Genomic DNA, 26,612 nt, shown 5'->3' with positions numbered 1-26,612 from the left:
TATTTATCAATTATGCATTAAATTAGAAATAATAATTATAACGAGTTAAAGCTGGCGCTTGATTATACGATCTGTGATGAGATTTAAGATGAAGTCTTTCATTCGTTTTATTTTTTTTCCCTCCGCCTTAGATAAAAAATACAGAATATAATGGTTCATTTGCGCAGAACTGGAACTTAAAAACCATTTAGCATATCATTTATAAGCCACATATCACCTTCGCGTAATTGGTGTAATTTGTGGACTTAGGAATCAAAAACCAATCTCTGTTGTTAAGCCAACAACAATGGAGATTTGAAGCATGGAAATTACCTGGAACCTGGAACATACCTACCAAAAGTTGCCCGAGGCACTATTTAGCACCATTCACCCCATTCCTGTAAAAGCACCTCAATTGGTTTTGTTTAATCAAAACTTGGCAAAAGAACTGGGGTTGGCTTTAGAAAGCTTAGATACCGACACAATGAGTGCTATTTTTTCGGGAAACCAGATGCCTAAAGATGCCCAGCCCCTAGCGCAAGCCTATGCAGGCCATCAGTTTGGCAATTTCACCATGTTGGGAGACGGAAGGGCCATCTTATTGGGAGAACAGATTACCCCAAAAGGAGAAAGATACGACATCCAGCTGAAAGGTTCCGGTAGGACACCTTATTCCAGGGGTGGAGACGGAAGAGCGCATCTAAGCGCGATGCTGCGCGAATACCTGATTTCCGAAGCCATGCACCACCTGGGTATTCCAACATCCAGGTCATTGGCCGTGGTGATTACAGGGGAGCCTGTTTATAGGGAAAAAGTAAGGCATGGCGCTATCCTTACCCGAGTAGCTTCAAGTCATATCCGTGTGGGAACTTTCGAATATGCCAGGAATTTCCATGAGGGAAAATACCTCAAAGACCTGCTCCAATACAGCACTGCCAGACATTATCCGGAACTCGATGAGTCAGAAAATCCGGCACTTGCCTTTTTTGAGGCCGTGATGGTTAAACAAATCGAACTGATCATTCAATGGATGCGGGTGGGATTTATCCATGGCGTGATGAATACGGACAATATGAGCATTCCGGGTGAAACCATAGACTATGGTCCTTGTGCTTTCATGAATGCATATGACCCGATGACGGTATTCAGTTCCATCGATACCCAAGGCAGGTATGCTTATGGCAACCAGCCTTTCATTGCCCATTGGAACCTGGGCTGCTTGGGATCCGCCCTCTTGCCTGCAATCGCTCCCAAAACCGAAGATGCGGTTGAATTGGCCAAAGCTTCTATCAATCAGTTTCCAAAAGCTTATGAATCCTTATGGCTGGAGATGATGGGGAGAAAATTGGGCATAACCGAAGTAAAGCCCTCAGATAAGGCTTTGGTGGACGACCTATTGCACTGGATGAAGAAAAACAAGACAGATTTTACCAATACTTTCCTTTACCTGAGAAGAAATGCCTTCCCTCAGGACAGCATCTACCAAGAAGCGGATTTCAAGGCTTGGCTTCAATTGTGGCAGGAAAGGATTGCAGGCAACAGATCAAAAGCACAGGAATTGATGGATCAGAACAATCCGGCTTTTATCCCCCGCAACCATTGGGTCGAAGAAGCTTTGGAGGCTGCAAGTAAGGATGGCAATATGCTGCTTTTTCAAGAACTGCTGACTCTGCTACAAGACCCTTATACTGATAAACCAGGTTTTGAAAAATTCCAGGAAGTGCCTGTGGAGGTAGATAAAGGTTATCAGACTTTTTGTGGGACTTAAGACTGCTCAAAAATTAAGTACTTAGGACTATGATACCCACTAAGGATAAAAGGGTTATTCGGGACTCTCATATTTCATGTTTTACGTTACGTAAGTTACGTAACGTAATTTACGTAAAAAAATAAAACTAAAAAAAATGATTTGAGGGAATCCACAGGCCAAAAGCTAATTTCTTTTAACCCGAATTATGCATTAGGGTTCGTAGTGAGAGGTTAAAACACAAAAGAATCAAGCATTTAGCGAATGAAGCATAGTCATCTCTATGGTGAACGAGCTAAATGCAGTGAAACGATTGATTATGTCCGCCGCGGCGGATGACCTCGTAATAACTTGTGCGCCGTGGCGTAGAAATTCTAATACATATTTCGGGTTTAATTTCCCCCACGCTTATTTCCCTCCCGGAGGTAAATTGTTCAGCCAAAATCGCTCCATTGTTTTTCGAAGATGCAAGGAAGTATTTTCCCTTTCATTGATGCCATGGGCCCGCATTGGGTAAGACATCATGTCAAACTGCTTGTTATATTTGATCAACCGGTCCACCAGCATTTCGAAGCTTTGGTAATGCACATTATCATCAGCAGTCCCGTGAATGATCATCAATTTACCTTGGAGGTTTTGTGCAAAGTTGATGGGAGAGCCGTCATGGTAACCACGGGGATTATCCTTCAATAATCCCATATAGCGTTCTTGGTAAGTAGCATCATACAAACGCTGGTCTGAAACAAATGCCAAAGCCAGTCCCGCTTTGTACAATTCAGGATACCTAAACAAGGCATTCAAGGTCATCTGACCTCCACCGCTCCATCCCCAGATACCGATTCTGTCCGCATCAAGGAAAGTATAGGTTTTCAATAGCTGCTCTGTGGCTTGCTTTTGGTCCTGAGATGCCAGGATTCCGATCTGTCCATAGATTGATTTCCTCCATTCCCTTCCCCTAGGGGTCTTGGTTCCTCTATTGTCAACACTGACCACCACATATCCCAATTCGGCCATATAATGATGCCATAAGTCTCCCCCCATCCAGGCATCCTGTACCGTGGATCCTGCTGGCTCTCCGTAGACATAAAACAACAAAGGATATTTTTTGGAAGGGTCAAATGCTTTGGGGGTCAACATCCAGGCATCCAAGACATCGTCCCCAATGTCGATTTTGATAAATTCTTTATGGGTCAGCCCCAAAGCCTGGTATTTATTGTACAGGGCTTCATTGGCCTCCAAAACCCTGATGGATTCATGCTTTGGCAAGCTGATCAAAGATATTTTGGGCGGAGTAACCGTATTTTGAAAAGTATGAATCGCATATCCCGAATTGGGGGAAAGCTGATAGGCATGTTGTCCGGGCTGATCAATTGGCGTAATGCGCTCCGCCTTCCCTTTTTGCATCAAAGGACTACGATACAGGTACCTTTGTGTGAAATTTTCCGGAGAGGCAATATAATAGACATAGCCGGTTTGGGGATCTATATGACTGATGCGTTCTACATCAAAATCGCCCTCGGTGATCAAATCCATGGTTTTGCCGTCCCGGGAGACTTTATAGAGGTGCATCCAACCATCCCTTTCACTGGTCCAGGTAAAAAAGCTTTCATTTTCCAACCACAGGATATTGTCATGGATATCCAGAAACGCCTCATCCTCATCCACCAAGATCGTGGATATTTCCATGTTTTGGATATCCCCAATCCAAACCGTATTTCTGTTTTGTGGCCGATTGAGTTGCTGTACCATCACCTCCTGAGAATGGGGAATAAAATCCATCCGTGCCAGGTAATTGTTTCTCGGATCTCCAGGAAAATCAAACCAGCGGGTGTCCCCACCCTTGCTGGGCACCACTCCAATTTTTACAGAAGAAAGGGTTTCTCCCACTTTGGGGTAAGGCATGGGAATAGGCTGTGAATAAATGGAGTCAATGTTATTGATCATGTAAAAGGTCCCCACGCCTTTGGTATCAGAGCGCCAATAAGCAATATGCTCCCCATCAGGACTCCACCTGAATCCATCCCGGCAATTCAATTCCTCTTCGTATACCCAGTCAAAAGTACCGTTGATAATTTCCTCATCCCCATCATGGGTAATTTGGGTAATGTCAAAAGACTGCAGGTCCTCCACAAAAATGTTGTTTTCGCTTACATAAGCCACCTTGGAAGCATCCGGGGAAAACTTGGCAAACATCAAGGAAGAGGTTTTGAGTCCCTTGCCTAGCTGATTCAATTGCTTTGTTTCAAGGTCCAGCACCCAATAATCCCCACGGGTATGGTAACGCCATACTTTTTGGGTATTGGTGAAAATCAATAATTTACTATTGTCTTCAGACCATTGATAATCCGCGACGGTCAAGGGCTTGTTCGTTCCTACAGGTATCAACTCATTGGCACCAACGAGAATAGTACGGTTACCACTTGTGGCTTCATACCTTACAATATCATCCCCTACTAACTGAGAATTTCTTTCAATACTGGAATAGCCTTCCGCATCTTTCATCCAACGGATAGGGCCAAACCTTTTCTGATCATAGGCCCCATTTTGAAAAATATCTTCCAAAGTCAGTGCATTTTGACCCAATACCACCACAATGGAAAGGAAATGGAGAATAAACCCCAAGGCAATTGTCTTTTTCATAGCTAAAATTTTCAGAACCAATGGGTTTAAAGATAATAAAATATGACAAAATGATTATATTTAAAGCTAACCAATTGCTGACAACGATGAGTTATCCCAGTATCTTCAATGATGTGCTTGGACCTGTAATGAGAGGCCCATCAAGTTCCCATTGTGCTGCCTCCCTGAGAATTGGCAGGATATGTTATGACTTGATGGGCGGAATCATTTCACACATAGAGATTGATTTTGATCCCAATGGCTCCTTGGCCACCACCCACAAGGAACAAGGTTCAGATATGGGCTTATTTGGAGGTTTCCTTGGCTGGGAAGCAGATGATGAACGTTTGGTGCATTCCGAGCAACACATAGGCATTGCTGGAATCCGGGTAAATATCAATATCAAAGACATCCAGGCCGAACACCCCAACACCTACCAAATCACCTTACAAAGTCCAAGGGAGCAGCATCAGGTAATTGCCATTTCCACTGGAGGCGGTATGATTGAAGTGATTGAAATAGATGGGGCGGCACTGTCCCATGCAGGGGATGCTTTCCTTACTTTGATCTATACCTCCAATCCGGAAAGTGTTAAGCATTACCTTGAACAGGTTCCTAAAATTGACAGCATTGAGTTTAAAAAGGGAGATCAAAGCTACTGTTTGGTCCGTTCACAGGCGTTATTGGAAAAAACCCTCCTTCAGGATATAAAAGCCATGGATGAAGTCTCCATAGTAAAAGAAATCCGACCGGTATTGCCTGTGCTGACAGCCAAGGACCAAAAAGTCCCTTTTATCACCTGCGAGGAAATGTTGGCGTACAATGAGGATAAAAATCTGAGTTTATGGAAACTGGCAGTCAGGTACGAAAGCATCAGGGGAAACATTACAGAAGAAGAGGTATTATCCAAAATGAGGCATATCTACGGCTTTATGCGCAATGCTGTGGATACAGGATTGAAGGGAACCCAATTTGAGGACAGGATTCTGGGGCCCCAATCTGTCACCTTTAAAGAAAGGATGGAAAGTAAAAAAATGGTGGATGCTTCTGTGCTGAACAAGATTATCATGTACGTATCGGCTATCATGGAGGTAAAGAGTTCGATGGGGGTGATTGTGGCCGCTCCAACAGCGGGCTCTTGTGGAGCCATGCCAGGAGCAGTTTTGGGCGTTGCCGATGCTTTGGATTTACCCGAGGAAGAGGCAGTTAAAGCATTGATGGTGGCGGGCCTGATCGGCGTTTTCATTGCTGCACATTCCACCTTTGCCGCTGAAGTCGGCGGTTGTCAGGCAGAATGCGGATCTGGCTCCTGCATGGCGGCGGCAGCGATTGTAGGTCTGGCAGGAGGCAATTTATATCAAAGCCTTTCCGCAGCTTCTATGGCTTTGCAGAGTTCACTGGGAATGATCTGTGATCCCATTGGTAACAGGGTCGAAGCCCCCTGTCTTAACAAAAATGTCATGGCCGCTTCCAATGCTTTGTCCTGTGCCAATATGGCCCTGGCGGATTATGACCACCTAATCCCTTTGGATGAAGTGATTGAAACCATGTATGCCGTAGGCAAAAGCATCCCCAATACCCTTAGGTGCACCAATTTAGGAGGCCTATCCATCACCAAGACCGCCAAGGAAATAGAGAAGAGGCTGGAGCGAAAGCAGTTTTTCAAAAGTTGCTGAACGGGGATTGTAATGGTTCTCTGAAGGATTTAAACAGATTATGGTTTGGATTTTTCTATTTGTTCCATTTAGGCAATTTTCCTGTTTGCTCAACAAAGTCTTTTAGCATTTCAACTTGTTCTTTTTTTTGTCCGTCTTTTCCAGATGTTACGTACCAATAAATGTCAAGTGCGTCAGTTTTATCTTTTAATAATTGGTAAGTCCATCCAGTTTTTCTTGCGTTTTTGTCGTAGTGCACTCCATTCACTATTTCATTAAATAGTCCGCCAGAATTCGAGTAACCAATATAAACCAGATTAATTCTACCATTTCGTAATTCTAAAATTTTAAAAACACCGTCCTTGTCTTTTGGTGCATTGCACAATTTTTCTAAGTCTTTATCTGCTTCGAAAAAGAAATGGCCATTGTCCGTATAATTTTTTGGCTCTTGAAACATTGTCTATTTATTCTTTTAGAGTTATTACTTTCACACTTGGTTCAACATCTTCTAATATTTTTCCGCTCTTGGTTTTGCATTCCGTAAGCCCGTTTGCATTTCTTCCCATTACAATAACGGCTGCTGTAGATGGACTGCTAAATATAAAGTCATCTGAAAATTCCTAGTATTCACCTTTGTTGACCAGTACTCCTTCGTCAATTTGCCTTTTTCCAAATATAATTTATTCCAATAAGGTGTTCTTGTATTTTTGCATACGCCCTAACATTTTGGCAGTTGGCGAAAAAGCGGATTTCGAAGCACTGAACTTGATACGAAAAACAAAGGTTTATTAAAACACTGAACCCGTTTTTTTGCCGAAAGCTTGTTAGCGGTTCGGGCTTCTATTGTGTCCACCGTTATCATTTTTTATCTAATGTTTTTTCGAGCAATATTTTATCCAATGTATCACAGAGTTATTCTATTTAAGAGTGTCAATGTTCATCTCCTTTGTAAATCCACATTGGTTCTGTTTGACCTGCTCTCTTAAAACCAACTTTTTGATAAAAATCAATTGCCTTTCCGTCTGCTGTTAGCATTTGCATATGAAAGTGTTCATATTTTTTTTTCATTTTTTCTACTATCATTTGGCCAATTCCTTTGCCTTGATAGTCAGGATGAACAAGTAAATGAGGATAATAAACAACCAAGTGTCCATCTGAAATAGCATTACCTATACCAACTAATTTATCTTTGTCCCAAGCAGAGAACAATGAGTGTGAATTTGTCAATGCGTTATATAATTCAGTTGGTTTGTCCGCTGAACTCCATTGGTTTGCCTTATACAAATCAATTATTTTTTCAAGGTCAATATCTCGTCTGTCTGAGATTTTTATTGTCATTTGTTTATTTTCTGTCATTCGTTTTACGACTATTTTTGTTTATCCATTTTCGTATCACGTTAGGTCGCTATAGCCTGACCGATAACTAATATATTTAATATATACCCCTGACTTTTATCCGACTTAGCAACCCGAATTTGGTTAGCTAAATCTGATTTTGTTTAACATTACCTCAAGGTATACTAAAACTAATTATTTACAAACTAATTCCCAAGGAGATGCTCAAATTAAACCCACCTATATATCAATTACCAGCATTATCCATATCCCGCTTGTTATAATTTAAATGAAGTTTAACTAAAAATAATTCTTTCCAACTGTAATCCCAACTGCAAAATTTACCCAAAAACACAAAAAAAAGGGATGAAAATCATCCCTTAAATCCTTGAAAATCAATTTTGTAGCCCCGACAAGAATCGAACTTGTATCTATTGTTTAGGAAACAACTATTCTATCCCCGTCCGACTGGCGTCAGCCGGGCGGGCCCGTCCGAACGCTGTCAGCCGGGCGGGCATTGAACTACGGGGCCAGTATCTTTTTGAGAAATTCCCTTCCTCTGGACGATTTGAAATATTTCTCTCTTTTGATTGGTTCCTGTAAGGTTTCAAATTCTTCAAAATAGACAATTTCAAAGGGAATGAAAGGTTTAATTGAAGCAGTCATGCCTGAATTGTGCTGCAAAAGTCTTTTTTTAAGATCCTTACAATGACCTTTATAAAAATAATCATGGTGCTTACTTTTCAACACGTAAGCATAAAACACTACCTTCATCATAAAAAAGTTGAGAAAGATTGTAGCCCCGACAAGAATCGAACTTGTATCTATTGTTTAGGAAACAACTATTCTATCCATTGAACTACGGGGCCATGCTGAGACTGCTAGAATCGAGAAGCGAGAGATTAGAACCGGCAGGTCTTGATTCTTGCCTCTTGTCTCTTATTTCCCACTTCTAGTCTCTCGCTTCTAATTTGCGTTGCAATTTAAAGCATTATCCCCCATTCACGCAAATATATTTATTGTCATTTGTGCATTTCGATAATTAAACCCTATCTTTGCAGTCCAAAAATCAGGATGGACGGGATCCATCAATTCACTAAATATCAAAACAATATGGCAGTAAAAATCAGATTAGCGCGTAGAGGCAGAAAGAAAATGGCCATCTATGACGTTGTAGTCGCTGATGCTAGAGCTCCACGGGATGGACGCTTTATCGAGAAGTTGGGTAGTTACAACCCTAACACTGACCCCGCATCAATCAATATCAATAATGAGCGTGCTCTCAAATGGTTATTGAACGGTGCACAGCCTACGGATACCGTTAAGGCCATGCTTTCTTACAGAGGTGTATTGTTAAAAAAACACCTTCAGATCGGTGTGCTGAAAGGTGCCATTACCCAGGAACAGGCAGATGAGAAATATGAAGCTTGGAAAGCTTCCAAAGAAGCAGCTATTGGCGGAAAGGTTGATAAATTGACCAAAGCAAAAGAAGAGGCCCGTCAAAAGGCATTGGATGCCGAAACAGCCAAAAACCAAGCACGTTTGGATGCTATCAAAGCAAGGGAAGAAGAAGCAAAAGCCGCAGCTGCTGCTGCTGAAGCCCCAGCTGAAGAAGCTCCGGCAGCAGAATCAGCAAGTACTGAAGGTGAAGCCCCTGAAGCATCAGCTGAAGGAGAGGAAACCAAGTCTTAATTCCCTTTAATCCCATGAACAAGGACAATTGTTTTCAATTGGGCTATATAGCCAAAGTTCATGGACTTCATGGTGAAGTAAATGTGGTACTGGATGTGGATTTTCCGGAAGATTATGAAGGAATCAAACACGTCTTTGTAGAACAAAAATCTAGATTGACCCCCTATTTTCTTGAACATTTTGTTGTATCCCATAACAATAAAGTTCTGGCGAAATTTGAGGATCATGATACAGTTGAAGATGCAGAAAAATTGGTCGGTTCGGCCCTTTATCTTCCACTTAGCGATCTGGAAAGTCTTGATGAAGACCAGTATTACTACCATGAATTGATAGGATTTGAAGTTTCCGACGAAAAACTCGGAAAAATCGGGGAAGTTAAAGTCATTTATGACCTTGAAACCCAGGATTTATTGGGTGTTGACCATCAGGGAAAAGAGATTTTGATTCCTATTAAGGATCAAATTGTACTGAAGGTGGACAAGGCAGCTAAAAAAGTTTACTGCCATTTGCCCGAAGGATTGATTGACATCTATTTGGAAGACTGATGCGCATAGATATCATCACTGTTGTACCAGGATTATTGGAAGGACCTTTCTCACATTCTATTCTGAAAAGAGCAGAAGACAAGGGTTTGGCCTTGGTCAGGATACACAACTTAAGGGATTATGCCAGCGGCAAACAAAAGCAGGTCGATGATTATGCTTTTGGAGGCGGTGCAGGCATGGTCATGATGATAGAACCCATAGCCAAGTGTATAACTGCACTGAAAAGCGAAAGGGAATATGATGAAGTCATCTACATGACGCCCGATGGAAAGACCTTTGACCAAAAAATGGCCAATGAGCTTTCTCTAAAGGCGAACCTTATCATTCTATGTGGTCATTATAAAGGTGTGGACGAAAGGGTAAGACAGAAATTCATTACCCGGGAAATCAGTATTGGTGACTTCGTGTTGTCGGGAGGAGAACTTGCAGCGGCTGTTGTGGCAGATGCAATCATCCGATTGATTCCGGGCGTTTTGAACGATGAAACCTCCGCACTTACAGATTCCTTCCAGGATGGTTTATTGGCACCGCCGGTATATACAAGACCCGCAGCCTACGAAGACATGCAGGTACCGGAAGTGTTATTATCAGGACATCAGGCAAATATTGAATCCTGGAGATTTGATGCATCGGTTCGCCGTACCAAAGAAAGAAGACCTGACTTATTGGAAGGCAGGGAAGTAAAAGGCGATAATTAAGAAAGCAGAATATCAATTGAGTTCAACAAAAAACCGTACCAAGCTGCGGTTGCTACAAGCAAATAAAATATAAAGCTATGAGCGATCTAATAAAATTCGTAGAAGCGGAATACAGCGAAGCAAGAGCTAAATTCCCTTCTTTTAAGGCTGGAGATACCATTAATGTTCACGTGAGAATCACTGAAGGCAATAAAGAGCGTATCCAGCAATTCCAAGGAACCGTTATCCAAAGAAAAAACCCCAACTCCAATGGAGAAACCTTCACTGTAAGGAAAATATCCAATGGGGTCGGTGTAGAAAGAATTTTCCCTTTGCTTTCCCCATCAATCGAGAAAATCGAATTGTTAAGAGAAGGTAAAGTAAGAAGAGCGAGATTGTTCTACCTAAGAGGCCGTCAAGGAAAGTCTGCCAAAATCAAGGAGAAAATCAGACACAGCAAATAAGATCTTACCATCTTATGCAAAAAAGGGAGTCCAGTTGGGTTCCCTTTTTTTTATTAGAACCATAGTCACAAAAACAGCAGTGAAATTTTTTTTGAGTAAAATACTTATTACTTTAGTAGATACTTTGACTTATTGTTTATGGAAAAAAGAATTGTCCTGTTCTTCCTTCTACTTACTTTTTTTACCACGAATACTTGTTTTGCCCAATTTGGACTGATGGCAGGTCTGAATTACAATAACCTTAGACAGCAAACCCCTAGAATTGATGCGGGACCTGTGCTTAATTTTCATTTAGGCCTAAACTATACCTGGTATCCTATAGAAAAATTACCTGACTTTTCCATCAGGACAGATTTGCTCTTGAACAATAAGGGATACAGGCAAAACTTACCGGATGATCAACGGCAGGTTAGTTTCAATGGACTAGGTTTTGCACCTATGATTAGGTATCAATTGCTCCAGAAAATGGGGGTTCATACGGGACTAGAACTCAATTATTTTTTTGATAGCAATACGATAGGGGCTTTCGAAGTATTTAATACATATGAAAGTGCCGTATTTCTGGGAGTTGATATACTAAATCATCGCAATGTGTCCTTTTATATCAGGGGGGCTTTTGGTATCAGTCCTCTATTGGAGTATGTGGAATTTGATCCAATAGATGCCAGTATAAAAGGAGTGTTTTCTGATTTTTACAGTACAACAGTTTTATTTGGGCTTCAATTTTTCATAAATGATGGGAAAAAGCAGCATTAAATTTATTGTTATTTTCATGCTAGCCCTAGGTACGGCCTGTGATGATTTTATCCCAGATCCAATTGAGCCCCGGTTGCCATTTTTCGGAGGTCTTGGAAGGAATGAAGCTGGTGCGATTCTAAACGACCATTTTTTCATTAATAATCCCACTCCGGGATTTTTGGCCCGTGGATCCCAGCTGCCTCAATATTTTAGAATTAATTCTGATAGCCTTAGTTTAGACTTTGAACTGAGAACAAGGGATTTCATTCAATACAGAAATATTCAAATTCAATTGCATGGATTAAACCCTGATGACTGGACTGCAATGATCCAAGGATTTGGAAAACAATTTCAAATCGCTGACCCAAGAATCAGCATCAAGGTATTCAATAGATTTGATTTCCAAGAAGAAAACGCTTTCACAGGGATAAATTCAGTACCAGGTCAAGTAACTATGAAAATTTTGCCTGATGAACGTTTTGTATATGGTACCTTTGGATTTGATGTAAAAAATGAATTGGGAGAAAAGATCCAAGTCAGGATGGGGCGCTTTGATTATCAGTTTACAGATTATTAGTTTAAAAAAAGTACATCTTAAGCAATTCAGCCAACAAGCAGGTTTCTGCTCAAAATTCCTTAACTTTGCATCCTGATTTTCAAAAACCAAAGCAACCATTTGATTAGAAAAAGGGTTGGATTACAGAAGAAAAAATTAACATGAACAGAGAAGTACGTGTACGTTTTGCCCCATCACCGACCGGGGCATTGCATATCGGAGGGGTGAGAACTGCCCTATACAATTACCTTTTTGCCAGAAAAACCAATGGCAAATTTTTATTGAGAATTGAAGATACCGACCAAACCCGCTTTGTTCAGGGCGCAGAAAATTATATCAAAGAGGCATTGGACTGGTTGGGCATTTCTCCGGATGAAAGCCCTTGGAATCCAGGAGATTGCGGCCCTTACCGACAATCTGAACGCAAACCCATGTACATGCAATATGCCATGGACCTGGTAGAAAAAGGGCATGCTTATTATGCCTTTGATACTGCCGAAGAACTGGATGCCATGAGAGAAAGATTGACCGCTGCCAGGGTAGTCTCCCCACAGTACAACTCCATCACCAGAACACAGATGAAGAACTCCCTCACTTTACCAGAAGATGAGGTCAAGGCAAGATTGGCTTCCGGTGAACCTTATGTGATCCGTATCAAAATCCCGCGAAAGGAAGAAGTTCGCCTGAATGACCTGATCCGAGGCTGGGTAATGGTGCATTCCTCTACGCTGGACGATAAAGTATTGATGAAATCAGATGGAATGCCCACTTACCACTTGGCCAATATTGTGGATGATCACCTGATGGGCATCACCCATGTGATCAGAGGAGAAGAATGGTTACCATCCGCACCCTTGCACGTGTTGCTTTATAAATATTTTGGCTGGGAAGAAACCATGCCGGAATTTGCCCATTTACCGCTGTTGCTGAAGCCAGACGGCAATGGGAAACTATCCAAAAGAGATGCGGACAAACATGGATTCCCGGTATTTCCTATGGATTGGACAGATCCAAATACCGGGGAAAAGGCCATGGGATTCAAAGAGCAAGGTTATCTTAAAGAAGCATTGATCAATTTTCTCGCCTTCTTGGGTTGGAACCCGGGCGATCACAGAGAAATGTTCACTTTGGAAGAACTGGTGGAAGCCTTCTCCATTGAAAGGATTGGGAAATCTGGCACTAAATTCGATATCAATAAAGCCAAATGGTACAATGAGCAGTACCTTCGGGCAAAGTCAGACTCAGAACTGGCGGGATACCTGATGGCTGATCTTGAGTTGGAAGGGATACCTATCGAAGCTGATAAAGCTGCTCAAATCGCGCATATCATGAAGGAAAGGGCTACGTTCCCCGCTGACCTCTGGAAAGAGGGGAAGTTTATGCTAATTGCACCATCGGCATTTGATGAGACTGTCGCCTCTAAAAAATGGAATCAGGACGCTGTTACGGTCCTAAACGCTTATAAAGAAAAATTATCCGTATTTTCGGGGGGATTCAATCCCGAAACAGCCAAATCCCTGCTTGAAGCTGCTGCCGAAGAAAATGGTATCAAATTGGGTAAGGTAATGCAAGCTGTTAGACTGGCTGCCACCGGTGTTGGAGCTGGACCGGATCTGATGGCTGTATTCAGTATCATCGGCAAAGATGAACTGGCCCAGCGTATCGGATTTGCCTTAGAAAAGCTTTCAGTGTAATCATAAATCAAATGGAAATGGCGAAGAAACCTAAAAAAGAAGAAAACCCTAAAGTCCATAAAGACCTGGATGGATTCCATATGAACATCGATTCTTTTGGAGAGATCTCCAGTAGCTTTTCCATTGATAAACTCAATGAATTCCTCAACAAAAACGTAGAAGACAAGAAATTAAAAGACAGAGAGGATATTGAGGAAATCAAAGATGGAAAGAAAAAGAAGAAATAGTTACAAGCCGGATTCTATCCGGCTTTATTCTTTAATTTATCTTAAAATCAGCCAGATAACTTGCCAAATTAGCCTAAAAAAGAGTATATTTCGACGTAACTATTAGTAGGCCAATGAGAAATTTTATTTTATCCCTCCCCTTCATTTTTACCTCACTTTTGTCATTTGGACAGACAGGAACCATTTCTGGAACGGTTACCGATAGTGAAACAGGCGAACCCCTTCCTTTTTGTAATGTATTTATCAGCAATACAACCATTGCTACCACTACGGACTTTGATGGGATGTATTTATTGGAAAATGTCCCTGAAGGAGAGTTGGAAGTGGGCTTTTCCTTTATCGGTTACCAGGCCCAACAGAAATCCGCTACCATTCGTCCTGGCAGTAAACTTTCCTTCAATGTAAGCCTCGCTCCCCTGCTACAAGAACTCTCTGACGTAGAAATCAAAGCTTCAAGGGACAGGACATGGGAAAGGGAACTGCGAAAGTTTAAATCCTATTTTCTGGGCAATGATGACATGGCTGCACAATGTGAAATTCTAAATCCTTGGGTAATTGATTTTCCCGAAGACAATAAAAACAGTGACTTCCGTGCCTTTGCATACCAACCCATTGAAGTTGAAAACAGGGCTTTGGGCTATTTACTCACTTTTGATCTCAAGACTTTTCAGTTTACCTCCAATTACTACATCATCTCTGGGGCTACCCGATTTTCAGACCTAGCGGCTCCAGATGAAAAAACGAAATCAGACTGGGAAAGGAACAGGCTGGAAACATACCTCAAGTCCCCCTCCAATATGTTCCGCGCTATGATAGTCAATCAGCATAATCAGGAAGGCTTCTATTTATATGGTGATAAAGCAGGCGGATCGGAAAGCATGAACATGAGGTCTGATGTGTTTGCCAATGAATTGGGTAAATCAGTGGTTCCCTATAACCCTGAAAACCTGATTCAGGCTGGGAGAAGACCAGGAGAATACAGGATTTTTATGAAGGGCAGAATTGAAATCCACTATGAAAAAGGATACAGCATGGTCAATACGTATAAAGACGCGCCCTATCCTATTTCCTGGCTGGAGGTCAAGGGAAACTATGTCAATGTCAATTCCAACGGAATGATCCTGAATCAAAAAGATTTGATCTTCTCCGGAGATATGGACAAAAAGAAAATCGCCACCTTGCTTCCTTTGGATTACCAACCCAATCTTGCTGACAGGTTAAACAATAGCGTTGCAATGGATGCCAATGGCATGCAGGAAAGAGTTTATGTACATACCGATCGCTCATTCTATTACCAAGGGGATCAGGTTTTGTTTAAAGCTTATTTTTCTTACGCTAATCCAGAACTGAAAAGAGGCCTAAGCCGCATCCTCTATGTGGAACTCCTCTCTGCAGAGAGGGATATGATTCTTCAAAAAAAATTCAAGATAGAAAACGGACAGGCAGTCGGAGACCTGTTTCTACCGGATTCGCTGAGCCAAAAGAAATACTACCTAAGGGCGTATACCAATTGGAACAGAAATTACGGGCCAGATACCTATTACATTCAAGCACTTCCTGTGATCAGTGCATTTGACAGAATTACCGGGCCGGAACCAAAGGCCAATCAAGAAACTGCGCTTCAGGTCAACTTTAAGCCTTCCAAGCAAAACTATGGAAAAAGGGAAAAGGCAAGTGTGCAAATCGAAATAAGGGATGCTTCAGGAAGGGCAGTGGCTTCCAATTTATCTGTTGCTGTTAGGGATGGCAATTTTGCCCCTGACTTGGTCGGAAAAGTAAATATTCAACAGCATTTGGAAATAAAAGAAATTGCATCAAATATCACTACGGAAAAATTCACCTATGCATTGGAAAGAGAATGGAATGTCATGGGAAGATTTTCAAATGAAAAGGGAAAGCCCACTTCGACCCCATTTACGGTGTATATCAATAATTTTGAAGGCATCTTAGATTTGGAGTCCGATAAAGACGGTCTTTTTTCCTTAGAAGAAATGGATTTCTACGGGCCTATGGAATTTGCCTTTGTTGCAACTGATAAAAAAGGCAAGGCCTTTGGAAGCTTTGAGTTGGTCGAGCGCCTGAATCCTCCATTTTACGTACCGGAACATATCCAACAACCCTCAATTACTACAGTGAATGAATCAATCTTCGCTGTTTGGAGGGAAGAAGAACCCACAGTAATTTTGGATGAAGTCACTGTAGAAAAAGAAAAAGAAGACGGTACAACTAGAGCCATATATGGCAGACCCGACTATGTGGTAAAAGCAGAACAGCTCAACCGCAATGGGAGTATCACTGATCTATTGATGAGTCTCAGGGCGCAGGTCCCCGGGATGTCCATGAATACCAATCTTGAAATTCGCATTCGGGGAGGTGCTACTTCTGCCAACCTCTCCATGGAGCCCTTGGTGATGATCAATGGTGCAACGATGCCCTCATCTCCAGGTATTCGTGCAGCAGACAATATTGCTACCCTTAATCCCAATGATATCGACAGGATCGAGGTTGTAAGTAGAACAAGCTCTATGATGGGAGATTTTGGTAGAAATGGGGTGATTGCTGTTTACACGAAACAAGGAGTGAACCAATCCGCACTTTTAGGAAGCAATACTCCAGGTTTGGTTAATATGGTCATCGATGGTTTTGGAAGTCCTTCCAGCTTTGTGCCTTTTGATTACGAAACAGCAGATGAGGAACCAGAAGTGGATGAACGGGTAACCCTGTATTGGAATCCTTATGTGATCACAGATGCTGAAAGCGGAACTTACACAGTGGAATTTTTTACCAATGACAGCCCAGGCACAAAAATTATTGAGGTGGAAGGATTAAGCATAGATGGAAAACCAATAAGGGCTACATATTTGCTTTCTGCTGAGCGATGAATCCCAAAAGTATCTGTAATTTTGCTCCATGCGCGTTCAACCTTTCCTCATTAGTTTATGTCTGTGCTTCTTCGCTTTGGCATTTGAAGCCCAGGTTTTTGGACAGACCAGCGTAGGTTTTAGGGGTGGAGTCAGTAGCTCTGAGGTAACTTACCGTTACCAATTGGGAAGGCCGCCCATCAATACCCCTGGCATAAGAAGTACTACATTTGCTTTTGTTTTGGAACATTTTGGACAAAAAAATGCCGGGTTACAACTGGAGATCCAAAGGATTACCCTGGGATATACACAGGAAAATGAACTCTTGCAGGTCAACCAGAGTGAATGGGAGTACCTGAAAATGCCATTACTCTCCAACTTCTATTTTGGAAATAAGGGAAGGTTCCATATCAAATTGGGTCCCCACTTTGGTTATCTGATGAATGCCAAAGATGTACGGAGGGAATTTGTAGGAAACGAAACGTTCCTTCCTACTTATGGTCAGCCAGGAGATGACCCCAGGCGTATCATGTATGGGTTGAACCTCGGGGCAGGTCTTTCCAAACTCTTTGGCAAAAGTACCTTAGCCGGAGATGTGCGGCTTTCCTATGAATTTGGTAGACCGGAATCCATGGACAGGATATTTGATAAGAACACGACCACACTGGAAATAAGCTTAACCTATCTTTTTCAAATTAGAAAAGGAAAATGGCAGGAATAGAGGAACTATTCGGGTAATTTCGTGGTATATAGAGAAACAAACCGAATTGTTATGCTTCAAGCACAAAAGAAACCCGTTCATATTTATATGGAAGCCAACCCCAACCCCAACTCTTTGAAGTTTGTGGTAAATTTCATGTTGGCTGATGATGGGATAAGTTTTGATTATCCCGATCCTGGAAGTACAGAAAATTCCCCTTTGGCAAAAGAACTTTTTAATTTTGCAGCGGTAGAGCGCGTATTCATTGCTGCCAACTTTGTAACAGTTACCAAAAAAGAAGATATTGAGTGGCCTGAAATCCAAGATTTTATTAGAAATCACATCAAAGAATACCTAGAAACAGGCAAGGCGGCAGTCAATGCTGTATTTGAAAAAGATCCATTATTTGATGAAAGTGATTCCGAAACAGTCAAAAAAATCAAGGGCATTTTGGATGAATACATCCGCCCTGCTGTGGAGCAAGATGGTGGTGCGATCGTTTTCCATAGTTTTCAGGATGGAATAGTCAAAGTTTTGTTGCAGGGCAGTTGCTCAGGATGTCCTTCCAGTACGGTCACCTTAAAAGCTGGCATACAAAACCTCCTGACCCGGATGCTTCCCGAAGTAAAGGAAGTACAGGCTGAGGGCGTTTAAAATCAATTATTCATTTCTGAAAAAGGAGAGTCGCTAGCGGCTTTCCTTTTTATTTCTAAATTCATATTGAACGTGCTAAGAGGAAATTGGACCTGGGCAACTCTTGGAATACTCAGTATTTTGGTCAGGTTCTTTGCTGTCAAAAATCCTGAAAAAACAGAAGAGTACTATGCCCGAACAATTTTTCCGGCTATCCGAAACCTCATAGATCTGAGTATTTCCAGATTGCCTTTCCCCACTGTCTACATCTTTGTATTGACCGTTATTTTGGTTATCACTTTTTTTATTTACCAATTTTCTCAACAAATAGGCTGGTTTTCAAAATTGGGATACTCCATTCGTTCATTAATCAACGGCCTTGGTGCATTGGTTTTCTTTTTTCTGATACTCTGGGGATACAATTACCAACGCATTCCTATTTTTGAGCAGATTGGTATGAAACCACTTCCGCTCTCTATGGAACAAGTAAAGGGAGAACTCGAGTTGACAAGAAATATCTTGAACCAATTGAGGTACAATATTGAAGAAGATACCGTAGCCATAGAAAAGATAATGCCCTATCCTGACCTGGAAAGGCTGGTGCGCGCCAATATGCGGGAAAATCTTTATTTATTGGGATTGAATTTTACCGGCGAGCCCAGAACCAAAGAGTTTTATCCAGCCGGGTTCATGCGGCGTATGGGAATTTTAGGTATTTATTTTCCTTACACGGGAGAAAGCTATATTGATCCCACTTTACACCCATTAGAAAAACCTTTTACAATTGCCCATGAAATGGCGCACAGTTATGGGGTTACTGATGAAGGTGAAGCGAATTTTATAGCTTGGGTAATCTGTTCCAATTCCGATAACCCGCTTTTACAATACTCCGGACAACTGCGCTTGCTGCGCTATCAAATGAATGATCTTTTCCGCATGTCGAGGGAAACATATGGGGAATTTCTACAAACACTACCAAGAGGGATAAGAAATGACTTGATATCCATTCAACAGGCCAATGAAAGGATCAAACCTTTCAATCTGGAAATAAGCAGAAAATCCAACGACCTCTTCCTACGCAGCCAAGGTGTGAAAGCTGGCATCAACAGTTACCAACAACTGCCCATGCTTGCCTTTGCATGGAGAAATAGTCTTAATGAGTAAAAGGAGTACTGCGCTCTGTATTAAAATAATCAATCCACTTTCCAAGCTCTGGTCATTTCTTTTTTTCCGGGAGGTCCAGGCAGTGTTTCTACGGCTAAGCCCAATTCTTTGAGATTTCTCTTCAATTGGCCCTGAGCACAGTAAGTCACGAAAACCGCTCCTTGATTCATGGTTTCCACCACTTTAGATAACATCTCCCTGCTCCATAACTCTGGCTGCTTACTTGGGGCGAAAGCGTCAAAAAAAATAACATCACAAGGATACAAAACCGCCTCTTCCAAGGTACTGGTATCCTTTTTCATATTAAAATACTCTGAAACCACGGTTCCTTCATTCCACGATGTCTTGTGCAACATTTGAAAATAAGGCGCATAGTGGTAAATTGAATTGTCTATTTCTGTGTAATTTAATTGGGAATACACCTCCTCTTCCAAAGGGAAGGGCTCTATGCTGTGGTACAAAACAGGCACCTTATACTGCTCCGCCCAGACCAAGCTGAGCCAAGCATTCAGACCTGTCCCAAAACCTACCTCAAAAATCCTTACAGGGAACCGATTGGGGTTGCGCACAAACCAAGCTTCCAATCCATAAAGCATAAAGACATGTACTGACTCCCTGTAAGCACCATGAAATGAATGGTATGTTTCGTTCAGTTCAGGAACAAATAAAGAATGGGAACCATCCTCAGTGGTAATGATTTTTACTTCTCTACCCATTTTACTTTTTGTAGATCAAGGCCACACAATAAGCAGAAACTCCCTCCTCCCTTCCTACAAAACCCAACTTCTCTGTGGTTGTAGCTTTGACAGAAATTGCTCCTTCTTCCACCTGCATCACTTCAGCAAGACAGCTTTTGATGGTTGGTATATGGGGATTGACTTTGGGCACCTGTAAACAGACAGTGGTGTCTATATTTCCCAGCTCATAGCCAGCATCCCTGATCAACTGCATCACCTCCCTCATCAAAATTTTGCTGTCAATTCCCTTGTATTTGGGGTCTTTATCAGAGAAATGGTAGCCTATATCCCTCATATTTGCGGCACCCAAAAGGGCATCACAAATAACATGGATTAAGACATCTGCATCAGAATGACCCAAAGCGCCCTTTTCATGCGCAAGTTTGATGCCCCCCAACCAAAAATCCAATCCTTCATGCAACTGATGTACATCAAAGCCAAAACCAATTCTGAAATTATTCATATTTCTGATGTAATGTATTTCAATGTTTTTAGTGTAAGAACCAAGACTTCATATCTTAATTTCTACGAATAACTATTTCAACTTTATTTCCACTCTACCCCGAATCAATTATCCCTATAATTTCAATTCAATTTCGAAGCTGATTTATAATACAGCACAGATGCATTTTCCTTTTTCAGAATGGTGCTTGCCCAATCCATAATCTGTTCAGATGGTATCCTGGTTTTCTTCTCATATTCAGTCTGATAAAGATTAGGATCCCCCAAATGCGCATAATACGCCAAACTCATGGCCCTATTCAACAGCTGCACTGATTCATAAGTTTTCATCGCCTCGGCCTGATTTTTTACTTTCGTCAGTATATTTTCCTCGACTTGGGACTGCAAAAACTCAGCAATGAGTTCATCAAGTACGCTTTCAGCATTTTCTGCACTTTGCCCTTTTTCCATTTTCCCGGAAAAGACCATCAACCCAGGGTCTACCGTTCCTAAAATATAGGCTCCTACCGACGCAAAAATATGCCCGTTTTTAACCAATCGCTGCTCTAAAAGCGAAGATCTGCCAAAGCCTATGATGTCAGTGATCAAATCCGACTCCAGGTAGCCTTCCTGCAGCTTACCAGGCATATGGTAAACTTTATAAAGTGCATCCGTAGGCACATCTGCTTCCAGAGTCAAAGTTTTTTTTCCAGTTTGAGGTAATTCTTTCGGGATGGATTTTTTGGGTATCTCTCCACTGGGAATGTTCCCAAACCACTTATCTGCCAATACCTTAATCTGCTCAAATGTGATGTCTCCAGCGACAACCATCACGGCATTATCTGGCCTGTAATGGGTGAAGTAGAATTCCTCTACATCCTGTTTGGTATAATTAACAATATCTTCAATTTCCTTTCCGATGGTAGGCCATTGATAAGGATGGGTATCAAAAGCAAGACTACGGATATGATGAAAAACATCACCGTAAGGCTGATTTAGGTAACGCTGCTTGAACTCCTCAATGACTACCTTTCTTTGCGTCTCTATGGTTTTTCGGCTCAGGTTGAGCTCAAGCATCCTGTCAGACTCCAACCAAAATGCCGTCTCAATGTTCACTGCTGGTAAACTGATATAATAATTGGTGATATCAGTATTTGTAAATGCATTACAGGAACCTCCTACCCTTTCCAGGGCAGTATCAAAAACAGGGACATTCTTGGAGCTACCAAACATCAGGTGCTCAAAATAATGTGCCAATCCTGTCTTACCTGGAATCTCATTACGTGAACCCACTTTGTAAAGCAAATTCAAAACAGCCATTTTGGTACTGTGGTCCTCATGTACCAGCACCTGCAGGCCGTTAGCTAATATAAATTGATGGTAATTGATCATGTGGGGAATTTAAAGAAAGCTGTAAGATCCAGCTTACAACGTTTCTCCTTTGTAGCCAGCATTTTCCAATGCCTTTTGAATGATGTCGGTAGCCACACTTCCATCTACTGTCAATACCCTGTCCGGATGGGTAAGATCCACCTCCCAGGCATTGGCTGCAATTTTATCCATTTCAGGAGTAATTGCAGCTACACAGGCTCCACACTTCACATTCGTTTTTAATTGCACCTTGTTCATGTCTTAATCAAATACTTTTACGATTGTTATTAGGGTTGATCTACAAAATGTAATTCCGTTCTTCTGTTCAGCTGATGCATTTGGTTATCGCAAGGCCCCAATTCACAATCATTTATAGGCCTGGTCTTGCCAAACCAAAAGTAGTCTAACCTTTCTTCTGGAATCCCTTTATCCAACAAATACTTTTTAACAGCCAATGCCCTTCTTTGGGCCAGATCCATATTATACGCATCGCCTCCCCTTTGATCTGTATGCCCTTCAATATTCAAATGCAGCTCTTCAAATCTTCTCATTAGCAATGTAATCCGCTCCAAATCCTTGACGTAAGCAGGCTTTATTGCCGTTTTGTCAAAATCAAAATAGACAATTGTAGGCCTGAACAATCCCTTTCTGATTTGATTGAAATAATTCTCTATTTCACAAGGATCCATATCTTTAAGTGATTTTGGAAGGACATAGTTCATTCCTTCATCAGAAAAAGCTTCCAAAACCAATTCGCTCCTTCTGTTCAATTGATGCATAAATTCAGGACAGGGAACACCATCCCCACAATCATTTACCAATATGCTTTCTCCAAACCACTCTCCACGTACCCTAACTGTGTCAATTCCCTGTTGCTCCAAGTAATTCTTTACTTCATCAAATCTTCTTTTACTGAGATATTCATTGTAAAGATTGGACGCTCTTGAATCCGTATGGGAAGCTACAATCAAATCCATGAATTCAAATTCACGCATCAACTCTGCAACTTCATCCAATAACTCTGCGGCATCCTGCCGAATATAAGCCTCATCAAGATCGTAATAAATCAAGTCAGCAAATATTGTCTTTTTGTAAGGTATCTTGGATATCGTATACTCTTTTTCCAATACTTCTTCGATAAGATTTTCTGTACTTATTTCAGGATCTTCGACCGGGAAGTAGCCCTTTTTAGATATTCTAATCGTGTACACCTTATTGACATCCAATTTGGATAAAACCGTTCCTCTCTGATCAACCTCAAAGCCTATTTGCGTATAGTCCTGATTTTCAAGCATCTCAATATCAAAATCAGTATTGATCTGATTGCCATCACAATCCAGAACTTTGGCAATAAATTGCTTCTGAAGGTCTAGGATTTTATAGATATCATCCATTCCCATACCCCCAGGCCTGTTTGAAGAAAGGTATTTTCGGTTTTTATCCAATTGAACATAAGAAAAATCATCTCTAACGGAGTTGTAAGGGGTTCCAAGGTTTTCAGGGCTCCCGAATTCTTTGCCAATAACATCTGCTGAAAAAATATCAAAGCCGCCCAAACCAGGGTGCCCATCAGAAGCAAAATACAATTTACCCTCAAAAATGAAGGGGTCTCTTTCATTTTTATCCGTATTGACTTCAGGTCCCAAATTAACAGGGGGACCAAAATTAAATGATTCATCAATTTCAACATAGTAAAGGTCATACCCTCCCAAACCTCCTTCCATATTGGAAGAAAAATACAGTCTCTTTGTGTTCAAGTCCAAAAAGGGTGTAATAATACCATGCTTTTCGGGGTCATTCAAAGGGAATTTCTCATAGTCTTCCAAGTTCCCCTCAGCATTAAGTTTGCTGTAATACAACTCAGGGTATAACCTTATTTCCTTTGTTCTTGAATTTCTTATTTTCTGTCCTTTGACTACAGAATAAAATAGAATTCCCAATTCCTCTACGTAAAATGGATCAGAAAAATGGTAAGTTTCAGGAATAATCGGCTTCAGCCTTTCAATCATTCCTGTTGTATCCTCTTTATATATAGAAAGGTACTGACGGTCATTGAAATTGTACTTATCTTCACTGTAAACCAAATCTTTGGCGTCAATTCGAATTGGTTTTTTGGATGATTCTAAAAGTGGTCCTCTATCACTACTGAAATAGTTTCTGTTTTGACTATCCTGAGTCAAACCAAAATCCGCTCCTTCGCTGTTGACATTCTCTAAAGGAACCAACTCTGTATTCGACTCTTTTTTATTCAGATTTTTGAGCATGAAAAACTCAGGAAAATCATTGAGATCATATCCTTTGGCCAAAATAACTTTCTCATAATCCAAATCATTGTTAAACTGTATCCAGGCAGTAACATACCTCCTGAAATCTTCCTTGGAACTTTCCCCAAAAGCTATCGTTTTTTCCCACCATTCCAATGAATACTCAAATTCCTGGATTTTTGTAAAGGATTCCGCAGCCATTTTTGCTGCATAATAGGTCTGCTTTTTCTCATATGCTCTGATATACTCATTCGCAGCAAACCTGTAGTTTTCCAAATGATACTGTTTATCGGCAAATCTTAGTTTCCTAACCTGACCAAACGCATCAGCCGTAAAACCTGCTATGAAAATGATGAACAATATCAAAAACCTACTCATTTTATAACCACCTTGAATTCCTGAATACTTTTCTTTTCTGAAATAAATAATAACCTAAAGAGATTTCATGAGAACCATTTCTGAAATTTTCAAGAACATTCAAGTTGTGATCGTAAGAATATCCAATCCTAAATGATTCATCAATAAATAATTCCATAATGAAGGCTACTGCATTCCTCTTGGTCAAGTCATTGGAAAGATTACCACGCCAATCACCCCAGTTAGATCTTAAGGAGCCCCCAAGCCAGAGAAATTCCCTGAACAAGAACATGGCATTGATATCGTAGTTTATTGGTGCTCCATCAACATATTTGACCAAAATAGACGGTTTTATATCTATATCGTATGATAGTGGAGCAATAAACCCTGATATAAAGAAATACTGGAAATCATGGAACCCCAAAGATAAATCTTCTCTCCTTAACAAATTCCTTCCAGCCAAATTATATGCACTCAATCCAGCAAAAAAAACTTCATTGTGAAAAAATAAACCTGCATTGATATTAGGTGCCATCAGGTTAACCCTGCTATCCGGCAATAACAGGTCTCCCTGATCAGCTGGGTTTAACCTGCTTGGATCAATAGAATACTGAGAAAACCCGGCACTGAGTCCCAAACTCAAAAAGGACTCATATCCTACCAACACCCTGTAGGAGTAGGTGAACATGGCACTGGTGAAATCTGTGGCTCCAATTCTATCATTCAAAACAGAACCTGCAAAGCCCATAGTGCCTTCATTGGCACTGAAATCTGCCATTAAAGTCATTGTCCTGGGAGCGCCGGGAAAACCTGACCACTGATCCCGGAAAGTACTTTGGATGTAACCCTCTCCTTTATAGCCTGCATAGGCAGGATTTACATGCAAGGTATTGAATAAATATTGGCTAAACTGCGGCAATTGCTGTCCTTCACTGGAAATGATAATTCCCAAAGCCCCTGCTACAGTTAAATATAATTGTAAAATTCTATTCATTTAGTCAAAAGTTGTCCTTGTAACATGAATCCATCCTTTAAACTGGTGCTCTCTACCTTCATTATCGATTGCTGTTAGCACGTAGAAGTACGTTCCATCTATTAAGCCTTCCGCATTCCAATTGTTTTGGTAATTGTCAGACTCAAAAACATGATCTCCCCATCGGTTAAATATAACAATCTTATTGCTCACAAATTTATTAAGTCCTTTCACCACGAAGAAATCATTTCTGCCATCGTTATTCGGTGTAATCACATTTGGTATAAAGAACCCATTGACAATATTTACATCTTCATCATTATTATCCTCGGGTACCAATTCTACCTGATCAGCAAGAACTGCAATCACATTTCTAATCGTTACCTGATCCTGACCTGAAAGTGGATTGGCTCTGACCCGCAACCTTATCGTAATCGTAGCTCTACCAGGCATTTCTGGTATTTCATAAATAACCTGTCCCTGACCCGTACGAACAACTACAGATAAGTCCTGAGGATTCTCCAATATATTGGTTGTTACATAACTTACTCCCGAAGGCAAATCATCGGTAATGACCACATTGAAGGCTGTTACGTCACTGTTATTAACCAATTCAATGATATAATCAAATTCATCTCCTTCGAAAATCTCAACATCTTGAGAGGATTTGCTAATGACTAGATCTACCCTGGTTTCTTCAATTTCTACCGTGATGCTTGCTGTCCTACAATTTTCTGGATTCAATATCTCACAAATCCTGTATGTTAACACATATACCCCCGGTGTATTTAAGAATGGTAAGATAAATAAATCTCCATTAGGATTAACAAAGACTCCCTCTAATTCACCAAAATCTGTTACATCAAAATCTACCAAATTTGGATCAAGTTCCTGCCCGTTTAGAAGATCGTTGGCCAGGGCATTTCCAAGCAATCCATCGTAATCTGTGGTGAACGTGCCAAAATCTATATCATTGGCAATCAGATTACCTTCAACTAACTCAATTGTCACAGTTGCACTGTTGCAATTTCCAGGATTCAAGATTTCACATACAGTGTAATCCACCGTGTAAATGCCCGCAGGCGTGTTCGGTGCCACAGTCACCGTTCCGTCCGCATTCACGGTCAGCGGTCCCTCCGTATTCGGCGTGATCGTCACATCAGCAGGATCAACCGGATCACCG

The 26,612-nt window shown here is 41.2% G+C and carries 25 protein-coding genes, 2 tRNA genes and 1 pseudogene; 14 read left to right on the top strand and 14 right to left on the bottom strand.

Going from position 1 to position 26,612, the window contains the following annotated elements; genetic code table 11:
* Window positions 1-301: 301 nt before the first annotated feature.
* The gene (locus QZT73_RS00525; protein WP_291786085.1) at window positions 302-1,747 is read left to right on the top strand and encodes a protein adenylyltransferase SelO; all 1,446 of its coding nucleotides are present in this window, start codon (window positions 302-304) and stop codon (window positions 1,745-1,747) included.
* Between the two features lie 387 nt (window positions 1,748-2,134).
* On the opposite strand, the gene QZT73_RS00520 is transcribed toward QZT73_RS00525, so the two are convergent.
* A complete protein-coding gene (locus QZT73_RS00520; RefSeq protein ID WP_291786083.1) occupies window positions 2,135-4,366 on the bottom strand; it encodes a S9 family peptidase in 2,232 nt (743 codons plus the stop codon).
* 50 nt (window positions 4,367-4,416) lie between these two features.
* On the opposite strand from QZT73_RS00520, the gene QZT73_RS00515 reads away from it, so the two are divergent.
* Entirely contained in the window at window positions 4,417-6,021 is a 1,605-nt protein-coding gene (locus QZT73_RS00515; RefSeq protein ID WP_291784358.1) for an L-serine ammonia-lyase, iron-sulfur-dependent, subunit alpha, read from the top strand.
* A 55-nt stretch (window positions 6,022-6,076) separates the two neighbouring features.
* Here QZT73_RS00515 and QZT73_RS00510 read toward each other — a convergent pair whose 3' ends face one another.
* The 6 genes and pseudogenes from QZT73_RS00510 to QZT73_RS00490 form a co-directional block, all read right to left on the bottom strand.
* Complete coding sequence (locus QZT73_RS00510) at window positions 6,077-6,457, bottom strand: hypothetical protein (RefSeq protein ID WP_291784360.1); 381 nt, start codon at window positions 6,455-6,457, stop codon at window positions 6,077-6,079.
* Between the two features lie 7 nt (window positions 6,458-6,464).
* A pseudogene (locus QZT73_RS17010) lies at window positions 6,465-6,608 on the bottom strand (DUF4357 domain-containing protein); the annotation flags it as partial.
* Between the two features lie 322 nt (window positions 6,609-6,930).
* Window positions 6,931-7,356, bottom strand: coding sequence for a GNAT family N-acetyltransferase (locus tag QZT73_RS00505; protein ID WP_291784362.1), 426 nt, complete (start codon window positions 7,354-7,356; stop codon window positions 6,931-6,933).
* Between the two features lie 383 nt (window positions 7,357-7,739).
* Window positions 7,740-7,867, bottom strand: a tRNA-Arg gene (locus QZT73_RS00500).
* Window positions 7,858-8,109 carry a GIY-YIG nuclease family protein gene (locus tag QZT73_RS00495; protein WP_291786087.1) on the bottom strand — a complete coding sequence of 84 codons (252 nt, stop codon included), beginning with the start codon at window positions 8,107-8,109 and terminating at the stop codon, window positions 7,858-7,860. Before QZT73_RS00495 ends, QZT73_RS00500 begins: the two co-directional genes overlap by 10 nt.
* A gap of 23 nt (window positions 8,110-8,132) precedes the next feature.
* A tRNA-Arg gene (locus QZT73_RS00490) sits at window positions 8,133-8,204 on the bottom strand.
* A 244-nt stretch (window positions 8,205-8,448) separates the two neighbouring features.
* On the opposite strand from QZT73_RS00490, the gene QZT73_RS00485 reads away from it, so the two are divergent.
* From QZT73_RS00485 to QZT73_RS00430, 12 genes are all read left to right on the top strand, one after another.
* Window positions 8,449-9,027, top strand: a complete 579-nt coding sequence (locus QZT73_RS00485; RefSeq protein WP_291782589.1) for a 30S ribosomal protein S16 — start codon at window positions 8,449-8,451, stop codon at window positions 9,025-9,027.
* A gap of 14 nt (window positions 9,028-9,041) precedes the next feature.
* Entirely contained in the window at window positions 9,042-9,572 is a 531-nt protein-coding gene (rimM, locus tag QZT73_RS00480) for a ribosome maturation factor RimM (RefSeq protein ID WP_291782587.1), read from the top strand.
* Window positions 9,572-10,270, top strand: coding sequence for a tRNA (guanosine(37)-N1)-methyltransferase TrmD (trmD, locus tag QZT73_RS00475; protein ID WP_291782584.1), 699 nt, complete (start codon window positions 9,572-9,574; stop codon window positions 10,268-10,270). The genes rimM and trmD overlap by 1 nt, the downstream gene beginning before the upstream one ends.
* Before the next feature lie 77 nt (window positions 10,271-10,347).
* A complete protein-coding gene (gene rplS, locus QZT73_RS00470; protein ID WP_291782582.1) occupies window positions 10,348-10,713 on the top strand; it encodes a 50S ribosomal protein L19 in 366 nt (121 codons plus the stop codon).
* A 138-nt stretch (window positions 10,714-10,851) separates the two neighbouring features.
* Window positions 10,852-11,469 carry an outer membrane beta-barrel protein gene (locus QZT73_RS00465; protein WP_291782579.1) on the top strand — a complete coding sequence of 206 codons (618 nt, stop codon included), beginning with the start codon at window positions 10,852-10,854 and terminating at the stop codon, window positions 11,467-11,469.
* 16 nt (window positions 11,470-11,485) lie between these two features.
* Window positions 11,486-12,028 carry a hypothetical protein gene (locus QZT73_RS00460; RefSeq protein WP_291782576.1) on the top strand — a complete coding sequence of 181 codons (543 nt, stop codon included), beginning with the start codon at window positions 11,486-11,488 and terminating at the stop codon, window positions 12,026-12,028.
* A 140-nt stretch (window positions 12,029-12,168) separates the two neighbouring features.
* Window positions 12,169-13,701 carry a glutamate--tRNA ligase gene (gltX, locus tag QZT73_RS00455; RefSeq protein ID WP_291782573.1) on the top strand — a complete coding sequence of 511 codons (1,533 nt, stop codon included), beginning with the start codon at window positions 12,169-12,171 and terminating at the stop codon, window positions 13,699-13,701.
* Between the two features lie 17 nt (window positions 13,702-13,718).
* Window positions 13,719-13,928 (top strand): hypothetical protein, encoded by a 210-nt coding sequence (locus QZT73_RS00450; RefSeq protein ID WP_291782571.1) that lies wholly within the window; start codon window positions 13,719-13,721, stop codon window positions 13,926-13,928.
* 113 nt (window positions 13,929-14,041) lie between these two features.
* On the top strand, window positions 14,042-16,810 hold the full coding sequence (locus QZT73_RS00445; protein ID WP_291782569.1) for a carboxypeptidase-like regulatory domain-containing protein: 2,769 nt from the start codon (window positions 14,042-14,044) through the stop codon (window positions 16,808-16,810).
* 28 nt (window positions 16,811-16,838) lie between these two features.
* A complete protein-coding gene (locus QZT73_RS00440; RefSeq protein WP_291782567.1) occupies window positions 16,839-17,510 on the top strand; it encodes an outer membrane beta-barrel protein in 672 nt (223 codons plus the stop codon).
* Window positions 17,511-17,561: 51 nt separating this feature from the next.
* Window positions 17,562-18,143 (top strand): NifU family protein, encoded by a 582-nt coding sequence (locus QZT73_RS00435; protein ID WP_291782565.1) that lies wholly within the window; start codon window positions 17,562-17,564, stop codon window positions 18,141-18,143.
* Window positions 18,144-18,215: 72 nt separating this feature from the next.
* Entirely contained in the window at window positions 18,216-19,286 is a 1,071-nt protein-coding gene (locus QZT73_RS00430; protein WP_291782564.1) for a DUF3810 domain-containing protein, read from the top strand.
* A gap of 29 nt (window positions 19,287-19,315) precedes the next feature.
* Here QZT73_RS00430 and mnmD read toward each other — a convergent pair whose 3' ends face one another.
* The 7 genes from mnmD to QZT73_RS00395 form a co-directional block, all read right to left on the bottom strand.
* Entirely contained in the window at window positions 19,316-20,002 is a 687-nt protein-coding gene (gene mnmD, locus QZT73_RS00425; protein ID WP_291782562.1) for a tRNA (5-methylaminomethyl-2-thiouridine)(34)-methyltransferase MnmD, read from the bottom strand.
* A 1-nt stretch (window position 20,003) separates the two neighbouring features.
* Window positions 20,004-20,486, bottom strand: coding sequence for a 2-C-methyl-D-erythritol 2,4-cyclodiphosphate synthase (gene ispF / locus QZT73_RS00420; RefSeq protein WP_291786081.1), 483 nt, complete (start codon window positions 20,484-20,486; stop codon window positions 20,004-20,006).
* A 122-nt stretch (window positions 20,487-20,608) separates the two neighbouring features.
* The gene (locus tag QZT73_RS00415) at window positions 20,609-21,856 is read right to left on the bottom strand and encodes a pitrilysin family protein (protein WP_291786080.1); all 1,248 of its coding nucleotides are present in this window, start codon (window positions 21,854-21,856) and stop codon (window positions 20,609-20,611) included.
* Window positions 21,857-21,889: 33 nt separating this feature from the next.
* Entirely contained in the window at window positions 21,890-22,093 is a 204-nt protein-coding gene (locus QZT73_RS00410) for a heavy metal transport/detoxification protein (protein ID WP_291782556.1), read from the bottom strand.
* 29 nt (window positions 22,094-22,122) lie between these two features.
* Window positions 22,123-24,465, bottom strand: coding sequence for an OmpA family protein (locus QZT73_RS00405; RefSeq protein ID WP_291782554.1), 2,343 nt, complete (start codon window positions 24,463-24,465; stop codon window positions 22,123-22,125).
* Between the two features lie 13 nt (window positions 24,466-24,478).
* Window positions 24,479-25,450, bottom strand: coding sequence for a type IX secretion system membrane protein PorP/SprF (locus tag QZT73_RS00400; protein ID WP_291782552.1), 972 nt, complete (start codon window positions 25,448-25,450; stop codon window positions 24,479-24,481).
* Window positions 25,451-26,612 (bottom strand): gliding motility-associated C-terminal domain-containing protein (locus QZT73_RS00395; protein ID WP_291786079.1); only part of this gene is annotated, 1,162 nt, incomplete at its 5' end.

It is taken from the genome of Cecembia sp., from assembly GCF_007126775.1.
Taxonomy (GTDB): Bacteria; Bacteroidota; Bacteroidia; order Cytophagales; family Cyclobacteriaceae; genus Cecembia.
Note: the sequence above shows the minus strand (reverse complement) of the source record. Positions and strands in the feature narration are given on the sequence as shown.

What these genes read in the sequence shown, in the direction of transcription:
- ispF (WP_291786081.1), bottom strand. Translation starts at nt 20,486, where the DNA reads ATGAATAATTTCAGAATTGGTTTTGGCTTTGATGTACATCAGTTGCAT.
- QZT73_RS00485 (WP_291782589.1), top strand. Translation starts at nt 8,449, where the DNA reads ATGGCAGTAAAAATCAGATTAGCGCGTAGAGGCAGAAAGAAAATGGCC.
- gltX (WP_291782573.1), top strand. Translation starts at nt 12,169, where the DNA reads ATGAACAGAGAAGTACGTGTACGTTTTGCCCCATCACCGACCGGGGCA.
- mnmD (WP_291782562.1), bottom strand. Translation starts at nt 20,002, where the DNA reads ATGGGTAGAGAAGTAAAAATCATTACCACTGAGGATGGTTCCCATTCT.
- QZT73_RS00505 (WP_291784362.1), bottom strand. Translation starts at nt 7,356, where the DNA reads ATGACAGAAAATAAACAAATGACAATAAAAATCTCAGACAGACGAGAT.
- QZT73_RS00510 (WP_291784360.1), bottom strand. Translation starts at nt 6,457, where the DNA reads ATGTTTCAAGAGCCAAAAAATTATACGGACAATGGCCATTTCTTTTTC.
- QZT73_RS00440 (WP_291782567.1), top strand. Translation starts at nt 16,839, where the DNA reads ATGCGCGTTCAACCTTTCCTCATTAGTTTATGTCTGTGCTTCTTCGCT.
- QZT73_RS00410 (WP_291782556.1), bottom strand. Translation starts at nt 22,093, where the DNA reads ATGAACAAGGTGCAATTAAAAACGAATGTGAAGTGTGGAGCCTGTGTA.
- QZT73_RS00445 (WP_291782569.1), top strand. Translation starts at nt 14,042, where the DNA reads ATGAGAAATTTTATTTTATCCCTCCCCTTCATTTTTACCTCACTTTTG.
- QZT73_RS00515 (WP_291784358.1), top strand. Translation starts at nt 4,417, where the DNA reads ATGATTATATTTAAAGCTAACCAATTGCTGACAACGATGAGTTATCCC.
- QZT73_RS00525 (WP_291786085.1), top strand. Translation starts at nt 302, where the DNA reads ATGGAAATTACCTGGAACCTGGAACATACCTACCAAAAGTTGCCCGAG.
- QZT73_RS00495 (WP_291786087.1), bottom strand. Translation starts at nt 8,109, where the DNA reads ATGAAGGTAGTGTTTTATGCTTACGTGTTGAAAAGTAAGCACCATGAT.
- rimM (WP_291782587.1), top strand. Translation starts at nt 9,042, where the DNA reads ATGAACAAGGACAATTGTTTTCAATTGGGCTATATAGCCAAAGTTCAT.
- QZT73_RS00520 (WP_291786083.1), bottom strand. Translation starts at nt 4,366, where the DNA reads ATGAAAAAGACAATTGCCTTGGGGTTTATTCTCCATTTCCTTTCCATT.
- rplS (WP_291782582.1), top strand. Translation starts at nt 10,348, where the DNA reads ATGAGCGATCTAATAAAATTCGTAGAAGCGGAATACAGCGAAGCAAGA.
- QZT73_RS00450 (WP_291782571.1), top strand. Translation starts at nt 13,719, where the DNA reads ATGGCGAAGAAACCTAAAAAAGAAGAAAACCCTAAAGTCCATAAAGAC.
- QZT73_RS00415 (WP_291786080.1), bottom strand. Translation starts at nt 21,856, where the DNA reads ATGATCAATTACCATCAATTTATATTAGCTAACGGCCTGCAGGTGCTG.
- trmD (WP_291782584.1), top strand. Translation starts at nt 9,572, where the DNA reads ATGCGCATAGATATCATCACTGTTGTACCAGGATTATTGGAAGGACCT.
- QZT73_RS00435 (WP_291782565.1), top strand. Translation starts at nt 17,562, where the DNA reads ATGCTTCAAGCACAAAAGAAACCCGTTCATATTTATATGGAAGCCAAC.
- QZT73_RS00465 (WP_291782579.1), top strand. Translation starts at nt 10,852, where the DNA reads ATGGAAAAAAGAATTGTCCTGTTCTTCCTTCTACTTACTTTTTTTACC.
- QZT73_RS00460 (WP_291782576.1), top strand. Translation starts at nt 11,486, where the DNA reads ATGCTAGCCCTAGGTACGGCCTGTGATGATTTTATCCCAGATCCAATT.
- QZT73_RS00400 (WP_291782552.1), bottom strand. Translation starts at nt 25,450, where the DNA reads ATGAATAGAATTTTACAATTATATTTAACTGTAGCAGGGGCTTTGGGA.